A 26359-nucleotide genomic window follows, 5' to 3' on the forward strand; every position below is an offset into this window, starting at 1 on the left:
TTATTCGGTTTTCTGAGGCTTCGACGTCTTCGACGATTTCGCATCCGGTTTCGCGACAGGCGGAAATTCGGGAACGACGAGACCTGCCGACAGGATCATCTTGGCACCTTCCTCAACGGTCATTTTCAGGCGGATAATCTCTTTCGCCTCGACATACATCAGAAATCCCGATGTGGGGTTGGGAGTCGTGGGCACGAAAATACCGAGGAAATCAGGCCCGAGCGCGACACCGATCTCGCCCTTAGCAGGAGACGACACGAATCCAAGGCACCATGTCCCGGGTTTCGGATACTCGATCAGGACGACCTCGCTGAACTGGTCGGTATTGTCCTTGGCGAACACTTCGACGAGCTGCTTGAACGCAGAATAGAGTGAACGAACGACAGGCACCTGGCTGAGAATGCGATCGCCGATGCCGATGACCGAGCGACCGATGAGGTTGGTTGCGATGCCGCCCAGAATCGTCAGGAATACGACAAGCACGATCAATCCGAATCCCGGAACCGCGTATTTAAGGTAGGTTTCAGGGTTCAGGGCCGCCGGAATGAGCGGGACAACGCGCTTGTCTATTTCACCGATCAGGAACTGGAGGATCAGGAAGGTAACCGCGATCGGCGCAGCGATGACCATGCCAGCAAAAAACCGCCCCCTGAGCCACGCGAACAGGCTTTGGGGGTGAGGTTTGTCGGGCGTCAACGGGCCGCCATGGTGGTCTTCCGGTCGAGCCATCCGGCCCCTCCCCTTATCGATCCGCAAGGTTACTCTGGGTAATACCTTGGCGAGTCTCTTGTTCCGCGCAATTGTGGCCAAGATGGGAAGTACAGAACAGATTGAAAGAGCTTTGGAAAGCTGGGCGCGTCGGGATTTTGCCGATACGGCGCGAATCGCTGATTTGAAGCGCTTGTCTGGCGGCGCCAGCCAGGAGACTTGGGCTTTCGAAGTTGACGATGGCAGCGAAAGGCACCGGCTTATTCTCCGGCGCGCACCGGGCGGCGAATCGGTCGCGCGGTCTTCCGAGGCGATCACACTGAAAACGGAAGCCGCGCTGCTTGCCTGCGCTGACATGGCGGGCGTGCCTGTGCCGGGCGTATTGGGCGTGTTTGAACCGGGCAGCGATGTCGGTGAAGCTTTCATCATGCGCCGGATCGAGGGCGAGACCCTTGGCCGGAAGATTCTGCGCGACGCAGCCTACAAGGCCGCCCTTCCCGTGCTTTCGAAACAATGCGGAGAAGCGCTGGCGGGCATTCACGCCGTGGAACTGGATACGCTTCCCGAATTGCCGCGAAGCGATGGCGCGGACCAGATAAAGAAGTACGAAAACATCTACCGCGCCTTCGACTTGCCGCGACCGGTGTTCGAACTGGCTTTTGCCTGGCTGAAAGCGAATGAGCCCGAACCCCAGCGTTCCGTGCTGGTCCATGGTGATTTCCGATTGGGGAACCTCATTGTTGATGAACACGGCCTTGCGTCTGTATTGGATTGGGAACTCTCCCATATTGGCGATCCGCGCGAAGATATTGCGTGGATTTGCGTCAACTCCTGGCGGTTCGGACAGATCGCACACCGCGTCGGAGGATTTGGCGAGCTGGATGAACTGCTCGACGCTTATGCTGTAGCTGGCGGCACGCGCTTCGATCCGCGCGAAATCGATTGGTGGGAAATCATGGGCAGCCTCAAATGGGGCATCATGTGCATGATCATGTACGAAGCTTTCCGGTCGGGTGGCGACCCGAGTGTCGAGCGTGCAGCCATCGGACGCCGCGTTTCAGAAACAGAGATCGATCTCCTGAACCTCCTTGAGAAGGCGACTGGACATGCATGATGCCCCCTCACCCTCCGAACTGATCGCGGCTGTAAAGTCGTTCATTGACGACGCCGCCGCGCCGCAGCTGACGGGCCACGCGGCGTTCCATGCCCGGGTCGCTTCGAACGTGCTTGGCACCTTGCTGCGGGAACTTGAGCAACGGCCAGCAGCCGAATCGGATGAAGCCTCGCGACTGCATGAGCTCCTCGAGGCGGAACCAGACGCGACGGTCGAAGCGATGAACCGGGACCTGTGTGACCGGATTCGGAACGGGCAAATGGATGCTGCAACACCCGGCTTGTTCCACCACCTCAAAACGACCACTATTGCCCAGTTGTCTATCGACCAACCGAACTATTCCGGACTGAAGGCGGCGCTCTCCTCGCCCGCCTGAAAGAAGATCAGGAGCGAGGCCCCAGATGAAACGCGTGTTTTTGGTTCTCGGGATTTTGCTCATTCTCGGCATTGGATTGGGGCCGTGGGCTTTCCGGACATTTTTCGGAGGCGGCGACCGGATTGCGATGCCGGAATTTGACTATCGCACGAATGATGGCTGGGCCGCCCTGCCTGCAGAGGTTCCATCACCGGTCTGGAGAGACGGGTGGGCTGTTGATGTGATTCTCGTCGGGCCCGGCGCCGGGCTGGCTCCTCGATCGGAGGCAGAACTGTTGCAGCAAATCAGTCGCGCTGAAGAACAATCAGGGCGGCTGGTGGAAGCGTTGTCATTGGTCGGCCCGGTATACGCCCCCTTTTACCGCAAAGCGGATGAAACATCCGATCTAGCAGCAGCGTTTCGGACTTATGTAGACAAGCACAATCGCGGGCGTGCCTTTGTCATTGCAACCGACCATGCACTTCCTCCGGGAGCGCTCTCGTCATTAAAGACTGACGATGCGCTTCGGGCCCGGTTTGGCGGGTTCCTCCGGCTTTCGCGGGCCAAGGGAGCGAAAACGTCGTTTCCGGCGCTGGCACTCAATGAATCATCCCCTGCTGATCTGCTGGCCTATTGTCCCGAGCGGTTCAACATGCCCGATATTTGCCAACCTGTCGTCAATATCGGCCGACAGGACGGCATGATGATCGTGTCGCAAGATGCCCCCATTGGCGGAGAGAACCTTGCGGGCCTCACCGATTGGCTGGAGACACATGTTGCCAAAACGGCAGAACCGCTCGGCTCGCTGGAAGAAGTTGAATTCATCGACATTCGCCGCCCCGGGGATACGGACGCAAAACGGGCGGAAGACGAAAACTAGGCGTCTGGCCTGGTTTGAGCTTCGGGTGCTGCGCGCGCGAACGCCGCGATTTCCCGGCAAGCGGTATCGATTTCGACAAGACGAGGATAGTCCGACAGGTCCATATCGAAGCGCCTTGCATTGGCGACTTGAGGCACCAGGCAGATTTCCGCAATCGTCGGAACATCCCCAAACAACAGGGATGCATCCGGAAGGTCGTGGGCGATCTTCTCGAGTGCGGAGAACCCACGATTGATCCAGTCATGGTACCAGCGCGTCACTGCCGCATCGTCAGCGCCCAGTTCGTGGCGCAATGCGGCAAGGACCGACAAGTTGTTGAGCGGATGAATGTCACACGCAATCGTGTCGGCGAATGCCCTCGCTTGCAAACGCATCCACGGATCTTCCGGCAGCAAGGCTGGGCCGGGAATGGTTTCCTCAATCCACTCGATGATTGCGAGCGACTGACCCGCTATGCGACCATCGATTTCTATGGACGGTACCCGCATCTGTGGATTGATGAGGCGGTAGGTGTCCTGCAATTGCTCGTCGCGCCCGGGCGCAATGTTAACCGGCACGCTTTCGTATGCCGCCCCTTTCAGGTTCAGGGCAATGCGCACCCTGTAGGCTGCCGAAGAGCGCCAATAATCATACAGTTTCAACATGCGTCGTTTCCTGTAGTTCAGGCTAGGGCTTCGAGGTCGAGCACGGCCAGGAGCTGTTCTCGCGCCGCGCGACATTCGTCAGCAAACTGCGGATCGGCGAGATCTGACGGCGCGAGACGATCCCGATATGTGGCACGGACGACATCTTGAAGTTCATCGATGGCGTCCTCGTCCAGCAATACGCCTTGATGACAGGCATTGATTTCTTCCTCAGTCATCACGATACGCAGCCGAAGGCACGCGGGTCCGCCGCCATTCCGCATCGATTGGCGGACATCTACATATTCCACGCGACCAATCGGACCATTGCCTGAGACCATTTTTTCACAGAACGCGCGGGTCGACTCCATTTCCTGCGTTTCGGTTGGCGCAACCAGAACGAGGCGATCCTCTCCCGGCATCTGAACCAGCTGGGAATTGAACAAATAGGAACGGATCGCATCTGAAATCGGCACGTCCGTAACAGGCACCATGACTGGTTTCAATTCGAACAGGCCGTCAGCCGCTTGCCGGATGGCAGCGAGTGTCGCTTTTGTATCGTCGAAGGCGAGCTCATGGAAAAACAACGTATCCAGCGCGCCCACACAGACCACGTCATTGTGAAACGCTCCCGCTTCGATTGCTTTGAGCGATTGGCGCACAAGTACCGAGCGATTTGAATGGAGCCCGTGTCCCCGCACAATAGATTCACTTGCCAGTCGACTTTGACGTGCCGGAAACCCGACCGTGCTTTCACCCGCCAACCTGCCGAATACAAACAGTTCAACACCGGCAAACTCGTGCTTGGCACAAAGACGGACATGGTTCGCAGCCCCCTCATCGGCAAAGTCCGGGTGCATCGGCAGCGCAGAATGTACAGCAAAGTGGTCTTCGCTATCGAAAAGAGAGATCAGCGTCGCCGTCGTGTCTGGATGTTCGATACTACGGTGAAGCATCGTCGAAAGGTTGGCCGTGGTGAAGTGCAGGCGCCCATCGGACGTGTCTGAAGACGGGGACACCGTGGCGGCATTCGCTGTCCACATGTTGCTCGCGGAATATGCTGCCTTTAACAAATGCGGTGCGAGACGAGCAGCTCCCTCAATGATCTGTGCGTCGGTACCACGAAAGCCTGCTGAGACAAGGAAGTCGAAATTTGGACGAGGCAAGGGTGGCAACACGCCCTGGACGAGACCCGAGCGCAACATCATCCGCATCTTTTCGAGACCCTGAAGGGCAGCTTCGCGAGGATTGGATACGGCCCCTGCGTGCGTGGCGCTCGCAAGGTTGCCATCCGACAGGCCGCCATAATTGTGCGACGGGCCGATCAGGCCATCGAAATTGACTTCAAACGCTGTCATTTCGGGAAACCCTGCGCTCCCATGCGCTCAGCCCTGTCAGCGACCTGGCTCGCCTGAGGCCATGCACAATAGTCTGCGGCGTAATAAGCACCTGGCCTGAAGTTGCCCGACAGCCCTGGTCCCCCAAAGGGCATTGCGCCGCTGGCGCCGGCCGTCGGGCGGTTGCGATTGAGGATGCCGGCCCGCATCTCCTGGTGCGCCTTGACCCAAAGGGCGTCATTATCGCTTATCAACCCACCAGAGAGCCCGTAGCGAGTCGCGTTGGCACGCTGTATCGCCTCGTCGAACGTCTTGACCCTGACAACCTGCATAAGCGGGCCAAACAGCTCTTCGTCCGGAATATGGTGTGCTTCAGTTACGTCCATGACGCCAGCGGTTACGAATCCACCGCCCCGGTCCATGCGCTTCAGGCGCCGAAGCGGTTTACCGCCTGCCTTTGACAGCATCATCTGGAAATCAGTCGCTGCCTGAGCGGCAGCTTCGGACACGAGCGGTCCCATGAACACGCCATCCTCTTGCCATGACCCGATCTTGAGCGCCTTGGCGCGCGCAACAATCGCTTCGATGACGTCGTCACCGAATTTGCCTTCTGGCAGGATAATCCTGCGCGCACAGGAGCAGCGCTGTCCGGTCGTAAGGAAGCTCGATTGAGCGGCAATGTCTGCTGCAGCTTCGACGCTTGCGGGATCCCAAATGATGAGCGGATTGTTGCCGCCCATTTCAAGCGCAAGAATTACATCCGGCCGCCCCGCAAAATGCTTGTGGAAGAAGACGCCAGTGTTTGCCGATCCAGTGAACAGCAGTCCATTGATGTCGGCGTTGAGCAGAGCGCCGCCGGTGTCGCGGGTGCCGTGGACAATATTCAGGCAACCTTCGGGCAGACCCGCGGCCGCAAATGCTTCAGCCATGTGCGCAGCAACGCCCGGTGCGAGTTCGGACGGTTTGAAAACGCATGTGTTGCCCGCAAGAAGGGCCGGCACGATATGACCGTTTGGCAGGTGACCCGGAAAGTTGAATGGTCCAAATGCGGCCATCACCCCATGGGCACGATGTGTCAGATGGGAAGACCCGAATGCCGCAGTTTCGAATTTCGTACCTGCCCGCTCATTTTGCGCGGCGATGGAGACAGCGACCTTCGCCTTCATTGTTGCAGCTTCTGCCTTCGTTTCCCAGAGCACCTTTCCCATGTCGCGACTGATCGTGGTCGCGATGGCGTCCGCGCGTTTCGCGATTTCCTCGGCATACCGTTCCAGGACTGACGTTCGATCGCCCTGTGGCAATCTAGACCAATGAGCGAAGGCTTTTCGGGCCGCCTCGACAGCGGCGGTCACGTCGTTGGGGCCAGCAGAGTTGCCTTCCCACGTAATCTCGCCGGTTGCAGGGCAAGTGTTTTCGAAACGGGCCCCGCTGCCCTCGGACCAATTACCGTCAATGTAGACGCCTGATACCATTACTTGCTCCGTAGCCAGATGCGCGCTTCGGCGCCCGGCTTCAATTGAAGGGCTTCGATGATAGAGGGTGACAGGGTCGCGACGTCATCGTCGCCGACCACCATTGTGGCGAGAGATACGCGGAAATTGGGGAGCATATTGCTCGACACAAGTCCCTGCCGGGCATCGGCCTGGCCTGTGACGTCTCCTGCCCTGAGCGTCACGATCCTGCTTTCCTGAATGGTTCTAAGGTGCCTGCGCTGCGCCGCCACCAATGGCCCGCCGTCGAAAATGTCGACGGTCCGGTCGAACTGAAATCCTTCCCAGTGCAACAGTTTATAGGCTCCGACCCCTTCGGAATGACACCGACCGATGACCTCGCGCGCCTCCGGTGGCAGGAGGTCTACGTAGATCGGATATTTCGGCATGAGGTCGAGAATGAACTGGTTGTCGGTGGTTGCCGAAAGACGGTCAGCCTCGGTGAAATCCATGCGGAAGAAATGACGGCCCAGGCACTCCCAGAACGGCGATCGTCCGTCATCGTCCACAACGCCGCGCAGTTCAGCAAGGACGTGTTCGCTGAACCTTTCGGGCGCGGCCGCCATGAGCAAGTATCGCGATTGCGCGGCGAGCCTTCCAGCGCCGCCACCGCGATGCTCGGGTTTCAGGAACAGCGTGCCTACCTCGGTGTAGCCGACATATTCGTTGGTGAGGATCAGGGCGTCCATGTCGAAGCGCAGGTTGCCGGCAGCATGGCTCGCCTGGGCGAGCGTAATGACCCGGTAATTGAAAAATGGCTGGTCTATTCCGGTGCCCGCTTTGACCGCGGAGCAGCCGACGACTTCGCCAGTGGAGACCTCCTCCATCATGAGCAGGTATTTGCCGTACTCTATACGCTTCTGCAGGCCTTTGAACGCCCGCTCGGACTTCTCCAGTCGCTCGCGCAAGATCGATTCATCGACGGGTAAACTCGTAAACCCGGGGCCCGACTGACGGGCGAGGTCCATCAGCGCATCAAAATCGTCAAGCCGCGACGGACGCATGACATAGGCGCTGGACATGTCAGTTCTCCATCATCGCCTTGATGCGCGGCCCATCCATGCGTCCATCGGCCAGACGGTTCAGGAGCAGCGCAGACAGGGTCGCCCGCTCAGCAAAACTCTCGGTCACGACAAATTCGTCGTGTGAATGAATCCGGCCGCCTCTCACGCCGAGCGTATCAACATTGGGCACTCCGGCAGCAAATATGTTGTTTCCCTCGCAGACGCCGCCTGTGTCTATAAACTCGAGGTCCAGCCCGATTGCCTGACCGGTTGCGTGGACGGCGGTGAAAATGGCTTGTTGCGCTGCATTCCGCGGTTTTGGCGGACGATAGAACCCGCCATGCAGGTGGCCTGAAATGCCCGGTCGCGAAGTAGCGTGGGCAAACAGCCGGTCGACCGAGCTGGTTGCCCAGGCTGCGGCTTCGGCATCGGGTGCGCGTGCGCCGAATCGCACGACCGCCAAGTCTGGAACGATATTGACAGCGCTACCGCCTTCAATGGCGCCGACATTAAACGTCACGCCATCTCTTTTGCCGTTGAGGCCTTCCAGGCTGACGACCAGTTCAGCAGCCGCTTCGATCGCGCTTCGCCCCTCTTCCTTGGCCCTGCCCGCGTGGGCGGCTTTTCCATGAAGTACTATGTCGAACACGGCTGAGCCCTTGCGCCCGCCAGCCATCGCGCCGGTGTCCATTGCTGGCTCATAAGTCATGCCGATGTGAGCGCCAGACCGCGCCGCTTCCGTCAGGGCTGCCGCGCTGGCGTGATTGCCTATTTCCTCGTCAGGCGTGAGGACGATTTGATAGCCGAGACGGTCACGCAATGGTCCGGCCTCAAATGCCTTCAGGGCTTCAAGCATGACGCATAGGCCGCCCTTCATGTCGGCAAGTCCAGGACCGTTGAAGCAACCGTCACCAAGATCCTTCACACCTTCAAAAGTGCCTTTTGGAAATACGGTATCATAGTGCCCGGTGAGGACGACCTGGACCGGGGCACTCGTGCGCGCGGACGCCCGCAATATCGGCGCGGTATGTATTGTCTGTACCTTGCCTGAAGAATCGACAGTCTCAAATCCAGGTGCATCCTGTAGCCGAATATCCGCATCCAATTCGGAAAAGGCATTGGCAAGCACACCGGAAAAGGACTTCAGTCCGTCAATGTTCCAACTGCCAGTATTGATATCGGACCAGGCGCAGGTTCGGGCCAGCATGTCAGCTGCAGCCGAATCAATGCGCTCGCGCGCCGCTTCGTCATCTTTTGTCAGTCTCGAAAGTTCGGTCATGGCTACTTGGTTTCATAGGTAACGATGCGGGGCAAGTGGGTGATGGTGTAGCAGTACAAACAAAAACGGCCCGGCAAGAAGCCGGGCCGTTCTGTTGTCAAAAGACGTTCAACTATTGAACGGTGATCACGACTTCCGAACGACGGTTCAGAGGCTCGCGAACACCATCACGCGTTGCCTTGGCGAGTTCTGTTTCGCCCTTGGCCGTACCCGTGATGATTGCTGCATCGACGCCGCGTGACACGAGCGCTGAGGACACGATGTCGGCGCGACGCTGCGAAAGTCTCGCATTGTATGCGCTGGCACCCGACGTATCGGTGTGGCCAGCAATCGAAACAGCACTTGGAGCGCACCCTGCACCGGCCGTGATGTTGGCGACCGCCTGGTCGATAACCGCAGCGGCCTGGCTCGTCAGGTCAGCTTTGTCCCACTCGAAGTAGACGACAAAATTCTGGCTCAGACCCGAACACACGACTTCCGGAGCAACCGTTTCCGTCGTCGGTGGTGGCGGCGGTGGTGGCGGAGGCGGTGGTGGTGGTGGCGGAGGCGGTGGTGGTGGCGGCGGAGGCGGTGGTGGCGGCGGTGGCGGTGTTACGCCGAACGCATAACGAAGGCCAACCGTAGCGGAATGCTTGGTGAGATCGCCGTCATAACCGACGCCACTGTGAATGCCGTCGAGGTCCATGTCCTCAGCCACAAAATACTTGTAGCCGACATCCATGGTGAGCTTTTCGCTCAGCTTGTAGCCGAAGCCGAGCAGACCCTGGTAAGCCAGGCTCGTATCCGTAGAGGAAAATCCATTCGTCGCAGACAGGTCCGTTCCCGTTGCCAATGCAATATTGCTGGCTTTGGCCTTGGCGCGAATAGCACCGATGCCGAGACCGACGTAGGGCTGGAATGCGCCTTCGCGGTTGAAATCATAGATGCCGTTCAGCATCAGGTCGGCTGACTGGAGATAACCGTTCGGATTTGAGATTGCACCCGCCACCGTACCGTTGACGTTCGAAGGAACGCTCAGGTCGCCGCTGCTGTAACCGAGAACGCCTTCGATGCGGAAGCCATTGTCCAGGCCATAGCCCAAGCCAAGGTCACCGCCCCATGCTTCATCAAGGTCAGAGCTGCTGCCCAGCGAGCCGACAACGTCCTGAATAGCTGGATCATGGTCGAGTCGACCATCAAACGCGTAAGTTGCGTCGGCCCGGCCGTACCAGCCTTCCTCAGCTTGAGCGACCATTCCAGCAGACGCAAACGCGGCTGCGGCTGTCGCGCACATAAGAGCTTTTTTCATACTCGATCCCCTTCTTGTGCCGAAGGACGGGATTGTCCTCGACCGCAGGTGCATACGCGCATTGTTGCGCATGTTTCCTGTTAAACTTTTTTGTTAGGCACTGCGAGTGGTTTCAAACACTCAAACACCTAATTGCGCGGTATTTTTCAACCAGCGCGACCCAATTGCAACAGATTGTTCTTGTTTCGTCAAACCCTGTCGGAAAATTCACGAAGTGTCCTGCCCGGAGCAGGAAATGGTACCGCCTCTCCGGTTTGAACGGAGGACCTCTGGTTCCACAAACCAGCGCTCTAACCAACTGAGCTAAGGCGGCCTATTGCTGGGAGATACAGCCCTATTCCCGACGATTCAAGCGCAAGGACACGGGAAACTGCTATCCCCTCGTATCAGATCTTTGCAACCTGATCAAATTCAAGGTCAACCGGTGTTCCCCGACCGAATATGGATACGGTGACCTTCAGGCGCCCGTTCGCTTCGTCGATTTCCTCAACAGCGCCTTCGAAGCCCTGGAATGGACCGTCATTGACCTGAACCTGCTCCCCGATCTCGAAGGATACCTTGGGCCGTGGACGCTCCTCAGCCGAATCAGTCGACGTGCCCAGGATGCGGTCTACTTCGCGCTGGCGAACCGGGAGCGGCTTCTTGCCGCCGTCCGAACCAAGGAAACCGGACACTTTCGGCGTGTCTTTTACCAAGTGGTACACGTCGTCAGTCATTTGCGCTTTCATGAGCACATAACCGGGGAAATAGCGCCGCTCGACAGTCTTCTTCTTGCCGCGCGCAACTTCGACGACTTCCTCGGTCGGCACCTGAATGTCTTCGATGAGTTCGGACAGCCCCTTGCGCTCCGCCTGCTCGAGAATCGAGGCGGCGACCTTCTTTTCGAAGTTCGAATAAGCGTGGACGATATACCATTTGGCTTCAGCCATCGGGCCTGCGCGCTCCTTGAATACGTGTTGCTCGGTCTGCATTACAGGCCGGTGATCGCCTTGACGGCCATGCTGATGACGGTGTCGGCAGCAAACAGGAACAATGCAATCAGGACCGACATGATCACCACGAATATCGACGCCTGAATCGTTTCAGGGCGAGTCGTCCATGTGACCTTGTTTCCCTCTGCGCGCACCTGACGCACGAAAGTTACCGGTCCTACGCGTTTTTTCTTGTCCTTGTCGGCCATTTCGACACTTTCTTGAAAGGCGGGGGGTTAGCGGTTTTGGTCCGCCTCGTCCACGGTTAAAGTGCATAAGCTCATTTGTGAAGCCATGTGAGGCCGAAAACCGGCGTATGCAAGGGCGTTTCATCCCAGCGCAAACACTTCGAGGCCCCGCGGCAATCCATAGCGCCTAGCTGGCGACGCCAAACCGCCGCGCCGGCAATCCTGGAACATCAACTGTAATCGCGAACAGGCTGCCTGACAGGGGGCGGGAATCGAGCGCCGGGAAACTCATCCCAACGCGAGCAGTCGTGATAAACAGGGTTTTCAAGTCATCTCCGCCAAAAGTGCAGGATGTCGGCCGGGGCGCCGCCAGGGTTATCACCTGGTCCACGCTGCCATCGGGCCGGTATCTCACGACACGTGACGCATCCCAAAGGCAAGTCCAAAGACACCCTTCAGAATCGATCGTTGAGCCATCCGGGTAGCCGCCGAATTCATATGTCGACGCAAACACGCGGCGCCCCGTCAGCTTGCTCGTGCCCGGGTCATGGTCGAATGCCAGAATCTCCTGTTCGGCGCTGTCGCACGTGTAGAATGTCCGGCCATCCGGTGAAAACTGCATCGTGTTCGTGATCATGACGGACGGCAGGCGCAACCGGCTAATCTGGCGATCGGCCGACAGCCGGAAATAGCTGCCTTGCGCGTCTTTTTCTCGGTCATCCATGGTGCCGAACCAGAACGAGCCGTCCGGCGCAATGCCTCCGTCGTTTGTGCGGTTTGTTTCAGGCTCCGCATCAAGCTTGCACCAGCGCTCGTAAGCCTCTGTGGCTGGATCATACAAACCGATTTCCTGATCACCGGCCATCAAAAGACATCCGTCATGCAGTGCGATAGCACTGGCGCGGATCGGCAGGTCGTAGCGCCGTGTATTCCCTGTCTTTGGATTGTAACGGTGCAGCTTGGCCCGCTTGGTATCAACCCACCACAAGAAACCTTCCGACGGGCTCCAAAGCGGACCTTCCCCCAAGGCGCATCCTGTTGGCGCCACACATTCGGGTGTGATCAACATGGTGGCACCAGCAGAGGCTCATTCAGTAATCTAGGGTAACGCATCGGCTAAGGAATCCTATGAAGAACGCGAATCCGAACCGACCGCCCGGAATGGCTTGGTCCGCTGCTCATTCTTCCACGGCGGCGACAAATGCATCAAGGGCCATACGACGCACAACGAGGTACCGACAATACATGAAGTGACTGGGCAGCGCGCAAAATTCCGATCGAATCGCTGTCCATGATGAGCGGGCCGCTCGCGCCTTTGCGGCTTCGAACACCTGCGCTAGGAGACAACGATGACAGAATTCATCGATACGCCCTCTTCCGCCCGAGCTTTTATCAAGCTGATCGACATTATGTCCAAGCTGCGCACCCCCGAAACAGGGTGCCCATGGGATATCGAGCAGAATTATTCGACGATAGCGCCTTACACGATCGAAGAGGCCTATGAAGTGGCCGATGCAATAGAGCGCGGCGACATGGCTGATCTGAAGGAAGAGCTGGGCGATTTGCTCTTCCAGGTTGTCTTCCACAGCCAGATGGCTGCTGAAGACGGCGCTTTCGACATCGCCGATGTCACGAATGGCATCGCCGACAAAATGGTCCGGCGACACCCTCATGTTTTTGAGTCCCCGGATGATCGTTCAGCCACAGAACAAACGCGCGCCTGGGAGCGCATCAAGGCCGAGGAACGTGCGAGCAAGGCAAGCGACGTGAATCCGAGCGCACTTGATGGTGTCGCACTATCGCTTCCCGCCTTGCTGCGGGCCGAGAAACTCCAGAGCCGCGCAGCACGCGTAGGATTTGACTGGACAGAAGCCGAACCAATTTTCGATAAACTGGCTGAGGAAACGCAGGAAGTCCGCGATGCCATTAAATCGGGAATCAGGGACGATATAGAGGACGAACTCGGCGACCTTCTTTTCGCCGCGGCCAATCTAAGCCGACGTCTGGATGTTGATCCTGAGTTGGCTCTACGCCGGGCAAACGCAAAATTTGAAAGGCGGTTTCGGGCCATGGAAGCAGAAGCCTTGGCTGACGGTGTCATATTTTCGGATTTGCCGCTCGACGAACAGGAAGCTTACTGGCAGCGGGTCAAACGCGTCGAGAAGGCCACGAGTTAGTCTTCAATCATGATATCGGGAAACTCGGACCGGAACTGGCCGACGCGTTCGATCGGAAGACGAACACTCAGGGCGACGCGTCCATCGTTAAGATTGGTTTCCGCGTTGACGTCTCCGTGACGATGAAGCCATGCGCGGGCGCGTCCATCTTGAGGGGCCAGGGTAATTGCCACGTCACGCGCCCCGCGAAGCAAGGCATGTTCGATCTCATGAAGCAGCGAATCCATCCCCTGCCCTTGCAGGGCCGAAACGAGCACCGCGGGTGTGTCGGTATCGCCTTTCGCGGCGATTTCGAGGGCCTCCAATCGCTCAGGCGGCAGGGCATCAGACTTGTTCCAGGCCTCAATCATGGTCGGGAGCTGGAGACCTGTCTCCTTCTCCAGTCGCTCAAGCACGATTTCCACGTCTTTTGTTTGTTCCATGTCGGCGGCACTGGAACGATCCCTTACATGAACCAGCAGATCTGCCTGCATCGCTTCTTCTAGAGTCGCTTTGAAGCTGTCGATAAGGTGAGTGGGAAGGTCCGTGATAAACCCGACCGTGTCGATGAGCGCCGCCTCTCCCAACGTAGGCAGGTCGATGCGCCGGATGGTGGGGTCGAGAGTTGCGAACGGCATGTCCTTGGCAAAGACTTTTGCACCCGAGAGCCTGTTGAACAGGGTGGACTTGCCTGAGTTCGTATATCCAACGAGCGCAATTACCGGCTTGCCGCCCCGCTTCCTTCCGGCACGCTGCACGGCGCGCGTACGCCGGACATCATCAAGATCACGGCGCAAGCGGACGATCTTTTCATCCAGCATCCGGCGATCGGATTCGAGTTGGCTTTCACCCGGACCAGAAAGAAACCCACCGCCACCTCGTTGTCTTTCGAGGTGCGTCCATGTGCGTACAAGTCTCGAGCGCTCATACAAGAGCCTCGCAAGCTCCACTTGGAGCCTGCCTTCTTTTGTCCGGGCCCGAAGCCCGAAAATTTCCAGAATCAAGCCAGTCCGGTCAATGACTTTGACACCCAGACGTGTCTCCAGGTTTCTTTGCTGTACCGGTGTAAGTGCACCATCAACGACCGCAATCGTGCAATTGTGTTCCTTGAGGTCGTCTGCAAATCGATCCAGCAATCCGCCGGAAAAGAGCACAGATGAATTCACCTTTCGAACGTGGTCCGCATGAAGGAACGCTAACTCGCACCCGAGCGCCTCAACCAGGCCAGCCGTTTCCTGCAATCGGTCTTCCGTCGGACGATTTACGGGTGAAAACCAAGGAATGACCGCTCCGGCGATCTCCGGTTCTGGCAAGCGATCAATGAGCTTGTCGTTCAAGGGGACCTATTGCCCCTCCAACTCTTCATCGAACAATTGGACTGGTGCACTAGGGGCAATGGTAGAAATTGCATGCTTGTAGACGAGCTGGGGCGGACGACCATCACCACGGAGCAGGACACAGAAGTTATCAAACCAAGTGACCACGCCCTGGAGCTTTACGCCATTCACCAAAAAAACCGTCAGCGGCGTCCGTGATTTTCTGACAGCGTTCAGGAATGTATCCTGCAAGTTTTGTTTTTTCTCGGAAGACATGGGAGACGGCCATTCCTGCAATTGTTCTTGTTATGTGTCGCGAGCTAAATGGATTGGCGCGATTGTGCAAGTGCGAACACTGCTTATCCGCGCCAAAAACTCGGCGAAAGGGCCGGAATTACTGCCAAAATCTCCAATCTGCCCAGTAACATCGAAAAAATGAGCAGACTTGTCGCGCCACCGTCTAATTGATCGGTATGGCCGAGCAGGAGCGCCCCAGAGTTGGTGAGGCCTCCAATCGCGAGCCGGATCGTGTCTTCAAAAGGCAGGTTCAGGAAGCTAAAACCGATCATTATGACGAACACTGCGAGAATGTATGCAATCAGGTAAACCCACACACCGATGACACTCCGCTCGTCGAGATTCCTATCCCTGAAACGAAACCCCAGAACCGAGCGCCGATAGCCAAGCTGACGAAATTCCTGACCGGCGCGTCGCCCCAAGACGATCAACCTCGCAATCTTAACGCCGCCGGCAGCTGACAAAGCCGATCCTCCGATTAGGGACGGAAGAACAAGGATAGGAAGCGGGATTGTCTCCCGGACCGGCGAGTTGGTGAATGTCAGCCCCGAGGTGGACAGATCGGACAAGGCCCACGCAACGCCGTCGCCCAGCGACACGCCGATGGGCAGAACCAGCGCGGCGAACATGACGATCAGGAACAGAAACATAATGGTTTCTGGATCCATGAGTGCGGCACGAGGCTTTCGGTCCTTCAGGGGCAGCCAGACTGCAAGGCCGAGAGCTCCGATGATCAGTCCTGCTCCGAGGATCAGATTGGGAAATGGCGGCAGCGCGTGCCGGCCCAACGCATAGGGGTCAACCAGACCCGTCGTAATGGCACTAACCGAATCTCCCAGGGCGCGGGGAAACGGAATGCCTGACATGATGAGAAGTCCCAACAGCACGACTATACAAATCACCATCATCACAAAAACCGACCGCGCCACGCGGGGCACGGCGTCAAAAAAGCTGGTTTCAGGCACGGTGAACAAAACCGTCCGGTGAATACCGGGGCCGCCGAGGTTGATAGCAGCCAGAACGGTTGCGGCCGTCGTGATCGAGGCGAGTCCGCCAACGATGTGTAAAACTCCGCGCCAGGTGACGAGGCTGGCTGGCCATGAATTCCCTTCCGTCAGCACGACAGTGTGGCCGGTTGTCGTGAGACACGAAGCGGCCTCGTGAATGGCGTGCAGCAAAGATCGGTCGGCCACTCCGAACACAAAAGGCAGGGCTGCGGCGACCGGAGCCACAAACCACCAGATTATCACGACGGCCAATGCGTCTGACGGGCGGGCCTTTCGCTTCGGCTTGGGGGTGAGGAGCAAAACGCTGCTGGCCAGGACAGTGATGCTTATCGCCATGACCACTAAGGCAATAACCTGGTCCGTCTCCCCCGCGACCGCCCCAACCAGCGTTGGCAGAAGCGCGCTTCCTGCCAGAATCAGCATGATCAACGCAAGAACCCGAACGATGGACGCATAATTCATGGCGTCAGAAGAAGTCCGGACTGACCCGGAAGTATTTCTCGACCTTTCGAACCATGCTTTCTTCGTAGAAGATTATCAGATGGTCTTCGGCTTGAACGACTAAGTCGGGACCGGCGATAATGACGGTTCCGTCCCGGATCACGGCCGCAGCGGTAACGCCATCGGGCAGATCGTCGTAGCCGAGCGTTTTCCCAATCAGCGATGACGACTCGAGCGTGATCCCCTCGGCCACTTCTGCAAGTCCATCCTCGATCGATTGAAGCCCCAAGATGCGGCCCCTGCGCATGCGTAGCAAAATTTGGGAAACGGTGAGGGCACGCGGATCGAGAACGGCGTCCACGCGCATGTCGCGAGCGAGGCCTGCCAGTTCTGATGCATTCACCAGCGCAAGTGCGCGTTTGGCCCCTGCTCGCTTGGCGAGATTGCAAATCAGCAGGTTCGTTTTGTCGTCATTGGTGATTGCAATGACAAAGTCGGCTTTGGGAGCGCCTGCTTCGGCAAGGATTTCGGGGCTCAGCCCGTCCCCCTGGATCACGATCGTCCTTTTGAGTTCTGCCACGGCCGCGTCGGCACGTTTGACGCTTGATTCCACGAGACGGATACGGATGTTACTCTCGCGCTCAAGTGCTTGGGCCACATACAGTCCGACGTTTCCGCCTCCCACAATGACGACATGGTCGAGGCGCTCGTTATCGCGATTGAAAATCGACGTAAGTCGGTCGGCGTGACTGTCGAGTACGGCAATGTAGGCGCGATCTTCGGGTTTCAGAACGTCATTAGACCGGGGTGCGCGCACAACATCGTTGCGCCCAATTCCGACGATGCGGGCGGAGAGATCCGGAAAAAGCCCCCGAATCTGGTCGACTGGCGTATCGAGAAGTGGGCTCTTGGCGTCAATTTCCAGGCCAAGAAGCTTGACCTTTCCCTTGCCGAAGGTCGCGCTCATCACGGCCCCTGGGGTGCGAAATCGTTGTAGGATCGCTTCGCCAACTTCAACCTCGGGCGAAATGACCATATCGATCGGCAGCCCTTCGCGCGAAAAGATGTTCTTCCAGGCCGGGTCTATGTAGGACTGGTCCCGGACCCGCGCGATCTTGTAGGGAACAGAAAACAGCGTGTGGGCAATCTGGCAGATCACCATATTGATTTCATCGAAATGCGTGACGGCGATGATCATTTCGCAGTCTGCCGCGCCGGAGCGTTTGAGAACGTCCGGATGCGCTGCATGACCAGTTACGCCCCGGACGTCGAGATCCGTCGATACCTGGTCCACAAGGTCGGGGTCTTCATCAATGATGGTAATATCGTGCTTTTCCCGCGCCAGCCGCCGGGCGATCCCGTGCCCGACGCGGCCCGCGCCGCAAATAAGAACGCGCATCTCTTAATGCCTTTCGACGGTCATTCAGCCGTCCTGACGAGAAAGGCCGGAAGCTACGCCCAAAGCCTTTAATTTTCTGTGCAAAGCAGAGCGCTCCATTCCAATGAACTCGGCAGTCCTGGAGATGTTTCCGTTAAATCGGGTGATCTGAAGTGCAAGATACTCGCGTTCGAATTGTTCACGGGCGTCACGCAGGGAAAGCCCGACGAGCTCGGCTGAACCTCCTTTAGCGTTCTGCATCGTACCGGAGGCGGTATCGCGCGGCAATTCGTCGACGCTCACCGGCCGACTGGCGTCCGACGGAGAAAGTATGAGGATGCGTTCCACGACATTCCTAAGCTGCCGAATATTACCGGGCCAATCCATGGATTGCAGGACCGCCATGGCTTCAGCAGAAAACGCGCGGGGAGTAAGACCGGAGGAATCTGAAATCCTATCTGTGAAATAGCTGACGAGATCGGCGATATCATCGCGCCGCTCTGCCAATGATGGCACTCTGAGTGGAACGACACTGAGGCGGTAAAATAGGTCTTCCCTGAAGTTTCCTTCCTCGATCTCGATTCGAAGATCTTTGGTCGTTGCCGACATCACGCGCACGTCCACGCTGACATCTGAACGCCCGCCGACACGCTGAAACCGCTGTTCGGTCAGCACTCGTAAAATCTTGTTCTGAGTGCCCAGGGGCATGTCAGCGACTTCATCGAGCAGCAGCGTCCCATTGTGCGCTTTCTCGAACAAACCGACACGTACGGTGCGGCCTTGCTCATCTTCTTCTCCAAAGAGGGCGCTTTCCATTTGGTCAGGCGCAATGCTCGCAGCGTTCACAACAACAAACGGGCCCGTCTCGCGAAGAGAGTTGCGATGAATGAGCCGGGCAGCAAGCTCTTTTCCGACACCGGCAGGTCCATTGATCATGACGCGAGAGTTAGTGGGGGCGACCTTGTCAATCGATGCTCTCAGATTGGCAGCCGCCTGGCTGTTGCCGATCCAATGTTCGTCTTCCCCCGCCCGGTTTCTCAAAGCCGCATTTTCATACTTCAGCGCAGCAGACTCAATTGCGCGCTCAATGAGGTGCAATAGCCTGTCAGTTTTGAACGGCTTCTCGATAAAGTCATAAGCACCGCGCCGAATCGCCGCGACGGCCGTTTCGATGTTGCCGTGGCCGCTGATCACAATGACCGGAAGGAACGGATCAATCGATTTCAAATACTTGAGCAGCGAGAGACCGTCCATCTGGCTGCCCTGGAGCCAGACGTCCAACACGACAAGACGAGGCGTCCGTGTACGCACTTCTTCGAGTGCATGTTCTGCCGTGTCGGCCGTTCGAACAGAGTACCCTTCATCGCTGAGCACGCCGGAGACGAGTTCGCGGATATCGGGTTCGTCATCAACAACCAGAATGTCTAACGCCATGGTGCCGGTTCCTCTACACGATCTACTAGGGGGGAATTTGATGAACGACTGTTGCCCAATTTGGTTTCTTCGTCACCCGCATCAGGGCCTCTCGCTGGTAGCCAAACGCGCACTCGCGCGCCGCTCAGGCCATCCAGGCGGTTCTGCAGTGAAATCGACCCACCGTGATCTGCAATGATTCGATGAACAATCGCCAAACCAAGGCCCGTGCCCTTCTCTCGCGTGGTGACATAGGGTTCCAGCAGGCGATCTCGTACATCTTCCGGGAAGCCGGGGCCGTTATCCTCAATCGTGACCTCGACGCCTTTTGCATCTTCCGACAGCACGACGCGAATGTTTCCATCAATGTCGGCGTCTTCGGGCAGCCCCTCTATGGCTTCCGCTGCATTTTTCAGTAGGTTGCCAAACGCCTGCCCGAGAAGGCGCTCGTCGCCTCGATACACGGCGTCTTCGGAATTGGTCTCGAAGTTGATCTCGACGTCCGGGGAAACCATGCTTTGCGAGAATCCGGTTCCTTGAAGAAGCGATCGCATATTGAAGGGCGCCACGCTTGGCTTCGGCATGCGCGCAAAAGAGGAGAACTCCTCGACCATCCGGCCGATATCTCCAACCTGCCGAAGGATGGTTTCAATGCAGCGGTCGAACACTCCATCTGAATCATCAATCACGCTGGCATAGCGACGACGAATTCGCTCGGTAGACAACATGATGGGCGTCAATGGGTTTCGAATTTCGTGCGCAATCCGTCTCGCCACGTCACGCCATGCGAGTTGTCGCTGGGCGTTCACCAGCCCGGTCGTATCATCGAATGTGAGAACGCAGCCGCCCGCAGGGTCCGGCGCGGTTTTCAATCGAATGTGACGAACTTCACCATTGATGTTCAGATCGAGCGAAGCATCGACGGGTGCGATGCGCTCAAGTGTGTCGCGCGCGTAGCGTTCGAACAACGGTGCGATCGAATCCAGCGTCTGGCCTGGCAAAATTTCGTCTACACCGAGCACATCTGCCGCCGACCGGTTGGCCAGCGTGACGACCATCTCACCGTCCATCCGAATGACGCCCGCGCTGACCTCTGCGAGCAATGTCTCAACGAACTTACGCCGATCCTCTTCGTCTTCCCGTGCCCGGATAAGGGCGTTGCGTTGCTCGGCAAGTTGCTCCGTCATCGCATTGAAGGAATTGGTGAGGGCATAGACTTCGTCTCTCGGACCGGAAACGGGCACCCGTACTGTCAAGTCGCCGTCACGAACCGTGTGTGCTGCAGCGGCAAGGCGCCCGATCGGCCCGGTAATCCTCCCCGCAGCTTCAAGACCAAGACGGCCTGCCAGGAGAAGAATCAGTGCAGCAATCTGAGAGTAACCAATCGCGAAAATGTATTGCAGGCGACCGCTGCGCCGCTTTGCATTGTTGTACTGCGCTAGGGCGGCTTCAGCTTCTCGTAGCTGAACCGCTGCATTCTTGTCGAAATTCTTTACCGCGTAGATGTACCCGTCGAGTGGCTCCTCGATGCGGATCAACGCTGTCGCTATCCCTCGGTTCTCATAGAGTGTCGTGGCTATGTTCCCTGTGTTCGCTTCCTCGAACGCAGACTGTGGAGGCGGCACGAGGATTGGCTGTTGAACGCTTTGTTGTGCGATGAGTTCGACACCGTCGCGGCCCAGCACGGCGATCGTAAGGAAATCACGAAATCCCAATTCGGACCGAAGCCCATCCGTGAAAGCCTTAGAAGCGTCCTTCGTTAGACTGTCAGCATTGATTTCATCGTTCTCACCGCTTGCAGCCAGAGACGCTTTCACGTCGCGCGCGAAGTTTTCGATGTCCATCGCAGCGAGACGGAGATCGACGTCCAGCGTGCTTTCGAAATTGTCGACATAATCCTGAAAAATCTGCGCGTTCTTTTCCATGATCGTGTCGACTCGCTCACCGAGCCAATTGTCGAGGCCGCGAGAAATAAATGCGCCAATAAACAGGGCCACGATCATGGCCGGTATGAGTGCCGAAAATCCGAACAGGAGCACAAACCGCTTTGCCAGGCGCCCCTTGCCCTCGCCTCGGCCGCTGACCTGAATGGCCAGATACTCTCGCACGACGATCATCGCGAGTACGACGATCACGACGAAGTTCAATCCCAGCAGCCAAGGCGTCGCCCCGGCGGTGGGATTATCAGGATCGACACCTGAAATCGCGATGAATGTGGCAAAAACAGCTACGAGTGCGGCAACGATGAAGAGCCCTTCGAACAGGGCCCAGCTCGCCTTCGTTGCCTGCTGGCTCAATGTGTTTGACACTCGACGTTGCTCTACAGTGGCCACCCCGGCCCCGTTGCTTCCGCGCCACACAGTCGTGTCAGTTCAGCAACAGTGGTGCACTAAAAGCACAGTTTTGCGATCCGTCAATCAGTCTTCTGCAATTCTGAGCGCATTGATTTTCGCTCGAAGCGTGTTGCGGTTCATGCCGAGCAACTGTGCCGCCTTGACCTTGTTGCCTGCCGTTACGGACAGGGCAAGCTTGATCAGCGGCCTCTCTACCTGGTCAATCACGCGAGAATATACTGAAGATTCGTCTGAATCTCCCCCGGCGATCAGGTCACCCATGACGTATCGATGGAGCAATGTTTCGACATCTTTTTCAAGACCGGCGCTGACGCCTTTTTGTTCGCTCGCGCCCGCCCTGAGTTCCCGCTCGACATCCCGGAGGGTGATAGCTTCGTCCGGACTCAAGACAGCCAGACGCAGAATCAAATTTTCGAGCTCCCTGACATTGCCCGGCCAGTCATAGGCCGTGAGCAAGTCGAGCGCAGATTTGTCCAGCGTCTTGGCAGACAGCCCTTGTCGTTGGGCCCGGATCAGAAAGGCGCGGGCGAGTTCCGGAATGTCTTCCTTGCGTAGCCTGAGCGGCGGCATGGTCAATCGGACGACATTCAGGCGGTAATAGAGATCCTCGCGAAAGCGGCCTTCTTCGACGAGCCGGCCAAGGTTGCGCCGGGTTGATGCGATTAGACGTGCGCCCGTTGCATCTCTCAACAATTTGACAAGCTGGGTCTGGGCCTCTGCGGGGAGGTCCCCGATTTCGTCCAGGTAGAGTGTCCCGCCCGTGAGGTGCACCGCGCCGCCTTCCTCACCATTGCCGAAAAGTTCCTTGTTGATTTCGCTGGCCGGCAGGGCCGCCAAATCGAGGGCAACGAACTTGCCCGCCTTGGCAGCACCCAACTGATGGATCGCCCGTGCGGCGAGTTCCTTGCCGGTTCCGCTCTCGCCTTCGATCAAGACAGTTAGTTCGGTGTTCATCACTTTAGCGATGATCCGGTAGACTTCCTGCATCGCATCGGACCGACCGATCAAAGGCAGTCCAGCATCACTAATGGCTTTTTGCGCTTCCGGATTGATGGACCGGCTCGACGGTTTTGGCGCAGACTTGAGCGCGCGCTGAACCAGGCTGGACAGGACGTCGATGTCGAACGGCTTTGGCAAATAGTCAAAGGCACCATGCTCGGCGGCAGATGCCGCTGTCAGGATCGTGTTCTGACCACTCATGACGATGAACGGGAGTTCCGGTCGCGCCAGTTTCAGGGACGGCAGAAGATCGAAGATCGAGGTTTCGCCAAGATAGACGTCGGTCACGACGACGTCGCCTTCACCGTTTCGCACCCATCTCTCCAGGGCGTCGGTTGAACTGGTCGCCCGTACGTCATAACCCGCAGCGACCAGTGTCTGGTTTACAATTAAACGGATGCTCGCATCATCTTCCGCGAGAAGCACTGTTTTTTCAGCCATGGTCTGCTCCATTTCCAAGAGGCAGCAGCACGGTGAACCGGGTCTTGCCCGGTTCGCTGTCTACCCTGATTTGTCCGCCATGTGCTGTGACGACTTCACTAACGATCGAGAGCCCCAACCCGCGAGCTCCCGACTTTGAACTTTGAAAAACGTCGAATATCGTTGCCTGACGCTCGCGTGGAATACCGACGCCATTATCATCAATCGAAACGAGCATTGCCCGGCGCAATCCAGCCCCGAGGCGGGCCTGCTTCATCGAGAGCCCGGCAGCGTAGGCCGTCCGGATCGTCACTTGGCCGCGCGTACCACCATCGATCGCTGCTTCCGCTGCATTCCGAATGATGTTGTGGAATGCCTGCTGCAAATGATCAGCATCTCCAACGATATCCGGGAGCGACGGGTCGAACTCTCGCTGAAAGGAAACGTTTGGACCAATAGCGGCCCGTTCGGCGGCGATGATCTTGTCGATCAGGGCATGAATGTTCAGCGGCTGCATGCGAGGTGCTGAGAACAGCTCGAAGGCCGACAATCGGTTCACGAGCCGCTCGATCCGCCGCGCTTCGTCCTTGATGATATCAAGCAACTCGCTTTGATCCGGCTGCCCCTGACGGTCGAGCAACTGCGCGGCGCCGATGATGCCTGCCAGCGGGTTCTTGACCTCATGCCCGAGTATCCGGCCAAACCCGGCAGCGCCTGCAACTGAATCGGTACTTTCCCTTGAAGGTGTTTCCGACAGCGCGATGACGAACGCCCCCCGGTCGGCGCTTCGCACCCGCACGTCACAAATGGCACGAGCGTGCATCCCAGGGCCGGAAATCGGTGTGGAGGGCGCAGTTATGTCGCCTGCCTGCCGCGTCGCCCGGTCAATCAGTTCGAACAGCGGCGAGTCGTGATAGATGACTTCGCTCAGCGGTCGACCAGCGAGCGCGCGCCGAGACATCTTCAGAAGCGACTCAGCGGCAGGATTGGCCTCCAGGATACGACGGCGCGCATCAATCAGGACAAGTGCGACAGGAGAGAGTTCACCAAGCATCGGCGGCTTCAGGGTTGCCAAGGGTGCCATTATTATGCCGCCTCAAGCAGTTGGGGTTTCAGATAAAGCGTTTCCAGCGAATCGATAAGCCGATCCGGGTCGGCGATCCGGCACATTTCCGCACGCAACGAGCGACGTCGGGTCGCCGCGAGGGGAATGTCCAGCGCATCGATGGCTGCGGAGACATGCTTGCGGACCATCCTCGTGCCCAGGGATGCCCCATACAAAGCAACCGAATCCCGAACCTGTTCGGAGAGGCTGTCGAGCTGGACGGTAAGACTGGGTACAGCGGCTGTCTCCCCGCTCAAACCGGACGCAATTTCGCCCGCGAGCCATGGCTTGCCCATGGCGGCGCGTCCGATCATGACGCCATGGGCGCCTGAGGCTGCGAGCGCATTTTTTGCGTCGTCGAGCGAGCCGATATCCCCATTGACGATAACAGGCAGCGATACGGCGTTCACGGTGTCACGAACAGAAGCCCAGTTCGCCGCGCCTGTGTAGAACTGGCAGCGGGTTCGGCCATGCACGGTGATCATGCGAACGCCCAGAGCCTCGGCGATTTGGGCAAGTTCGGGCGCATTCAGGTTATCTTCATCCCAGCCCAGGCGCATCTTGAGTGTGACCGGTGTGCCTGCGGCACCTTCGAGCGCTGCTTCGATGATGCGAGTGGCCAGCGGAATATCCCGCATCAGCGCGGACCCGGACTGGCCGCCTGTCACCTGTTTTGAGGGGCAGCCCATATTGATATCGATGACGTGGACGCCAGCATCCCGCATCAACGCCGCACCTGTATACATGTCTGCAGGTCGGCGCGCGGCAAGCTGAACGATCCAATAGCCTGCGCCTTCGTGTCGGCAGGTGCGGCGAACCATGTCCGGGCGCTCGGAGGCAAGGGTCTCGCTCGCTACCATTTCAGACACGACAGCGGGCGCACCGAAGCGTACCGCCTGTCGGCGCATTGGTGCATCAGTCGCTCCAGACATGGGAGCCAGCCAGACCTGGGGTGCCTTAAAATCAGTCATATTGCTATTGTTCCGACTTTTGATCTCTTCGCAAGTGCACAAAAGACGCGCAGCCATGCAAAAAAGCACCTTTTCAATGATCTATGGCCAGAATTGCCGGTCTCGCCTAGAAAGTTGGGCATGACATTGGCAGCTGCAGTAATTGTTGCGGGAGGCAAAGGGACGCGATCCGGGCGCGCCCGGCCCAAGCAATTCGAAACCCTTTTGGGCCGTCGGGTGCTCGACTGGTCGATAGACGCGTTCAAAGCGCATCCCCAGGTCGATTCTATCGTGGTTGTCGCGTCCATTGACGGAGGAACCGAAGGGTGCGGCGAGGGCGTGGTACGGGTGCATGGAGGGGCCTCGCGGACCCAGTCTGTTCGCAACGGTCTGGCGGCGCTTGACCTGCCGCCCGACACTCCGGTCCTGATCCATGATGCGGCAAGACCTGGCTTGAGCCAGGCCATGATCACCTCTCTTTTAGGCGCCCTGGCCAACGCAGATGCCGTGGCCCCTGCCCTGCCTGTGTCCGACGCCCTCAAGGCCTCGCGCGGCGGGAAACTGGTCACCGTGCCGCGCGACGGCCTGTTCAGGGTGCAAACACCACAGGCATTCCGGTTGGGTGCTATTCGCTCTGCGCTGGACGCATCAGGCGCTGATCTGGTGGACGACCTGGCGGCGATGGAAGCCACCGGGGCGCGGGTCGACCTCATTCCCGGCGACGAGCGCCTTCACAAGATTACGTTTCCGGAGGATTTCGACATGGTCGCCAGCCTGATGAGTCCGGCTTCATCCATTCCGAGGGTCGGCAAGGGATTTGATGTTCATGCCTTCGAACCGGGTGATCATGTCACGCTATGTGGCGTGGCCATCCCGCATGATGCCAGGCTCAAGGGGCATTCCGACGCCGATGCCGCCTGGCATGCGCTGACGGATGCGATTCTGGGCGCTGTTGCCCTCGGCGACATCGGGGATCATTTCCCGCCTTCGGATAAGCGCTGGAAGAATGCGGATAGTGCGATCTTCCTGAAGGAATCCGTCCGGCTGGCCGAGGCGGAAGGCTATACCGTGTCCAGTTGTGACATCACGGTGATCTGCGAAGCCCCGAAGGTGAAGCCTCACCGTGAGGCCATGCGCGCCCGCACGGCCGAGCTGCTGGAGATTCCGCTGTCAGCAGTGAGCGTCAAGGCAACGACTACCGAAGGGCTCGGCTTCACGGGGCGACGCGAGGGAATAGCCGCAGAAGCCATTGCGGTGCTGGTGCCTTCGGCCACCGCGCGCTAGTC

24 protein-coding genes and 1 tRNA gene are annotated in these 26359 nt (G+C 58.1%); 5 read left to right on the forward strand and 20 right to left on the reverse strand.

Annotation, left to right across the window (positions count from 1 at the left end; translation table 11 throughout):
- A complete protein-coding gene (locus AC0L7I_RS11625) occupies positions 1 to 729 on the reverse strand; it encodes a DUF502 domain-containing protein (protein WP_473396589.1) in 729 nt (242 codons plus the stop codon).
- A gap of 82 nt (positions 730 to 811) precedes the next feature.
- Here AC0L7I_RS11625 and AC0L7I_RS11630 point away from each other — a divergent pair, with 82 nt between their 5' ends.
- The 3 genes from AC0L7I_RS11630 to AC0L7I_RS11640 are packed head-to-tail and all read left to right on the forward strand — an operon-like array spanning position 812 to position 3057.
- A complete protein-coding gene (locus AC0L7I_RS11630) occupies positions 812 to 1822 on the forward strand; it encodes a phosphotransferase family protein (protein ID WP_473396590.1) in 1011 nt (336 codons plus the stop codon).
- On the forward strand, positions 1815 to 2198 hold the full coding sequence (locus tag AC0L7I_RS11635; protein ID WP_473396591.1) for a DUF6285 domain-containing protein: 384 nt from the start codon (positions 1815 to 1817) through the stop codon (positions 2196 to 2198). The genes AC0L7I_RS11630 and AC0L7I_RS11635 overlap by 8 nt, the downstream gene beginning before the upstream one ends.
- Before the next feature lie 25 nt (positions 2199 to 2223).
- Positions 2224 to 3057, forward strand: coding sequence for a hypothetical protein (locus AC0L7I_RS11640; protein ID WP_473396592.1), 834 nt, complete (start codon positions 2224 to 2226; stop codon positions 3055 to 3057).
- Here AC0L7I_RS11640 and maiA read toward each other — a convergent pair.
- The 10 genes from maiA to AC0L7I_RS11690 all read right to left on the reverse strand — a co-directional run bounded on the left by maiA (position 3054) and on the right by AC0L7I_RS11690 (position 12306).
- Positions 3054 to 3701 (reverse strand): maleylacetoacetate isomerase, encoded by a 648-nt coding sequence (maiA, locus tag AC0L7I_RS11645; protein ID WP_473396593.1) that lies wholly within the window; start codon positions 3699 to 3701, stop codon positions 3054 to 3056. The two genes, AC0L7I_RS11640 and maiA, sit on opposite strands and share 4 nt — an antisense overlap.
- A 17-nt stretch (positions 3702 to 3718) precedes the next feature.
- Positions 3719 to 5038, reverse strand: a complete 1320-nt coding sequence (locus AC0L7I_RS11650) for an N-succinylarginine dihydrolase (protein ID WP_473396594.1) — start codon at positions 5036 to 5038, stop codon at positions 3719 to 3721.
- Positions 5035 to 6489 (reverse strand): succinylglutamate-semialdehyde dehydrogenase, encoded by a 1455-nt coding sequence (gene astD, locus AC0L7I_RS11655; RefSeq protein ID WP_473396595.1) that lies wholly within the window; start codon positions 6487 to 6489, stop codon positions 5035 to 5037. The genes AC0L7I_RS11650 and astD overlap by 4 nt, the downstream gene beginning before the upstream one ends.
- A complete protein-coding gene (locus AC0L7I_RS11660) occupies positions 6489 to 7529 on the reverse strand; it encodes an arginine N-succinyltransferase (RefSeq protein ID WP_473396596.1) in 1041 nt (346 codons plus the stop codon). The genes astD and AC0L7I_RS11660 overlap by 1 nt, the downstream gene beginning before the upstream one ends.
- A 1-nt stretch (position 7530) precedes the next feature.
- A complete protein-coding gene (locus AC0L7I_RS11665) occupies positions 7531 to 8790 on the reverse strand; it encodes a hydrolase (protein WP_473396597.1) in 1260 nt (419 codons plus the stop codon).
- Between the two features lie 112 nt (positions 8791 to 8902).
- On the reverse strand, positions 8903 to 10078 hold the full coding sequence (locus AC0L7I_RS11670) for an OmpA family protein (RefSeq protein WP_473396598.1): 1176 nt from the start codon (positions 10076 to 10078) through the stop codon (positions 8903 to 8905).
- A gap of 236 nt (positions 10079 to 10314) precedes the next feature.
- Positions 10315 to 10391 (reverse strand) — tRNA-His (locus tag AC0L7I_RS11675).
- A 73-nt stretch (positions 10392 to 10464) separates the two neighbouring features.
- Positions 10465 to 11007: a transcription termination/antitermination protein NusG gene (gene nusG / locus AC0L7I_RS11680; RefSeq protein ID WP_473396599.1), complete on the reverse strand. Its 543-nt coding sequence runs from the start codon at positions 11005 to 11007 to the stop codon at positions 10465 to 10467.
- Positions 11008 to 11048: 41 nt separating this feature from the next.
- Positions 11049 to 11258 carry a preprotein translocase subunit SecE gene (gene secE / locus AC0L7I_RS11685; RefSeq protein WP_473396600.1) on the reverse strand — a complete coding sequence of 70 codons (210 nt, stop codon included), beginning with the start codon at positions 11256 to 11258 and terminating at the stop codon, positions 11049 to 11051.
- Between the two features lie 166 nt (positions 11259 to 11424).
- Positions 11425 to 12306: an SMP-30/gluconolactonase/LRE family protein gene (locus AC0L7I_RS11690; protein WP_473396601.1), complete on the reverse strand. Its 882-nt coding sequence runs from the start codon at positions 12304 to 12306 to the stop codon at positions 11425 to 11427.
- 280 nt (positions 12307 to 12586) lie between these two features.
- On the opposite strand from AC0L7I_RS11690, the gene mazG reads away from it, so the two are divergent.
- Entirely contained in the window at positions 12587 to 13414 is an 828-nt protein-coding gene (gene mazG, locus AC0L7I_RS11695; RefSeq protein ID WP_473396602.1) for a nucleoside triphosphate pyrophosphohydrolase, read from the forward strand.
- On the opposite strand, the gene hflX is transcribed toward mazG, so the two are convergent.
- From hflX to AC0L7I_RS11740, 9 genes are all read right to left on the reverse strand, one after another.
- A complete protein-coding gene (hflX, locus tag AC0L7I_RS11700; protein WP_473396603.1) occupies positions 13411 to 14730 on the reverse strand; it encodes a GTPase HflX in 1320 nt (439 codons plus the stop codon). The two genes, mazG and hflX, sit on opposite strands and share 4 nt — an antisense overlap.
- Positions 14731 to 14736: 6 nt before the next feature.
- Positions 14737 to 14985, reverse strand: a complete 249-nt coding sequence (gene hfq / locus AC0L7I_RS11705) for an RNA chaperone Hfq (RefSeq protein ID WP_034743071.1) — start codon at positions 14983 to 14985, stop codon at positions 14737 to 14739.
- Between the two features lie 83 nt (positions 14986 to 15068).
- On the reverse strand, positions 15069 to 16475 hold the full coding sequence (locus AC0L7I_RS11710) for a hypothetical protein (protein WP_473396604.1): 1407 nt from the start codon (positions 16473 to 16475) through the stop codon (positions 15069 to 15071).
- A 4-nt stretch (positions 16476 to 16479) separates the two neighbouring features.
- Positions 16480 to 17853, reverse strand: coding sequence for a Trk system potassium transporter TrkA (trkA, locus tag AC0L7I_RS11715; protein WP_473396605.1), 1374 nt, complete (start codon positions 17851 to 17853; stop codon positions 16480 to 16482).
- A 24-nt stretch (positions 17854 to 17877) separates the two neighbouring features.
- The gene (ntrX, locus tag AC0L7I_RS11720; protein ID WP_473396606.1) at positions 17878 to 19266 is read right to left on the reverse strand and encodes a nitrogen assimilation response regulator NtrX; all 1389 of its coding nucleotides are present in this window, start codon (positions 19264 to 19266) and stop codon (positions 17878 to 17880) included.
- Positions 19257 to 21554 carry a sensor histidine kinase gene (locus AC0L7I_RS11725; protein ID WP_473396607.1) on the reverse strand — a complete coding sequence of 766 codons (2298 nt, stop codon included), beginning with the start codon at positions 21552 to 21554 and terminating at the stop codon, positions 19257 to 19259. The genes ntrX and AC0L7I_RS11725 overlap by 10 nt, the downstream gene beginning before the upstream one ends.
- Positions 21555 to 21662: 108 nt before the next feature.
- Positions 21663 to 23039: a sigma 54-interacting transcriptional regulator gene (locus AC0L7I_RS11730; protein WP_473396608.1), complete on the reverse strand. Its 1377-nt coding sequence runs from the start codon at positions 23037 to 23039 to the stop codon at positions 21663 to 21665.
- Positions 23032 to 24102, reverse strand: a complete 1071-nt coding sequence (locus AC0L7I_RS11735; RefSeq protein ID WP_473396609.1) for a two-component system sensor histidine kinase NtrB — start codon at positions 24100 to 24102, stop codon at positions 23032 to 23034. Before AC0L7I_RS11735 ends, AC0L7I_RS11730 begins: the two co-directional genes overlap by 8 nt.
- A gap of 2 nt (positions 24103 to 24104) precedes the next feature.
- On the reverse strand, positions 24105 to 25094 hold the full coding sequence (locus AC0L7I_RS11740; protein WP_473396610.1) for a tRNA dihydrouridine synthase: 990 nt from the start codon (positions 25092 to 25094) through the stop codon (positions 24105 to 24107).
- Positions 25095 to 25214: 120 nt separating this feature from the next.
- Between AC0L7I_RS11740 and AC0L7I_RS11745 the strand changes: the two genes are divergently transcribed.
- Positions 25215 to 26357, forward strand: coding sequence for a bifunctional 2-C-methyl-D-erythritol 4-phosphate cytidylyltransferase/2-C-methyl-D-erythritol 2,4-cyclodiphosphate synthase (locus AC0L7I_RS11745; protein WP_473396611.1), 1143 nt, complete (start codon positions 25215 to 25217; stop codon positions 26355 to 26357).
- Positions 26358 to 26359: the final 2 nt, after the last annotated feature.

The sequence above is a fragment of the Hyphomonas sp. J20-32 genome (genome assembly GCF_055808555.1).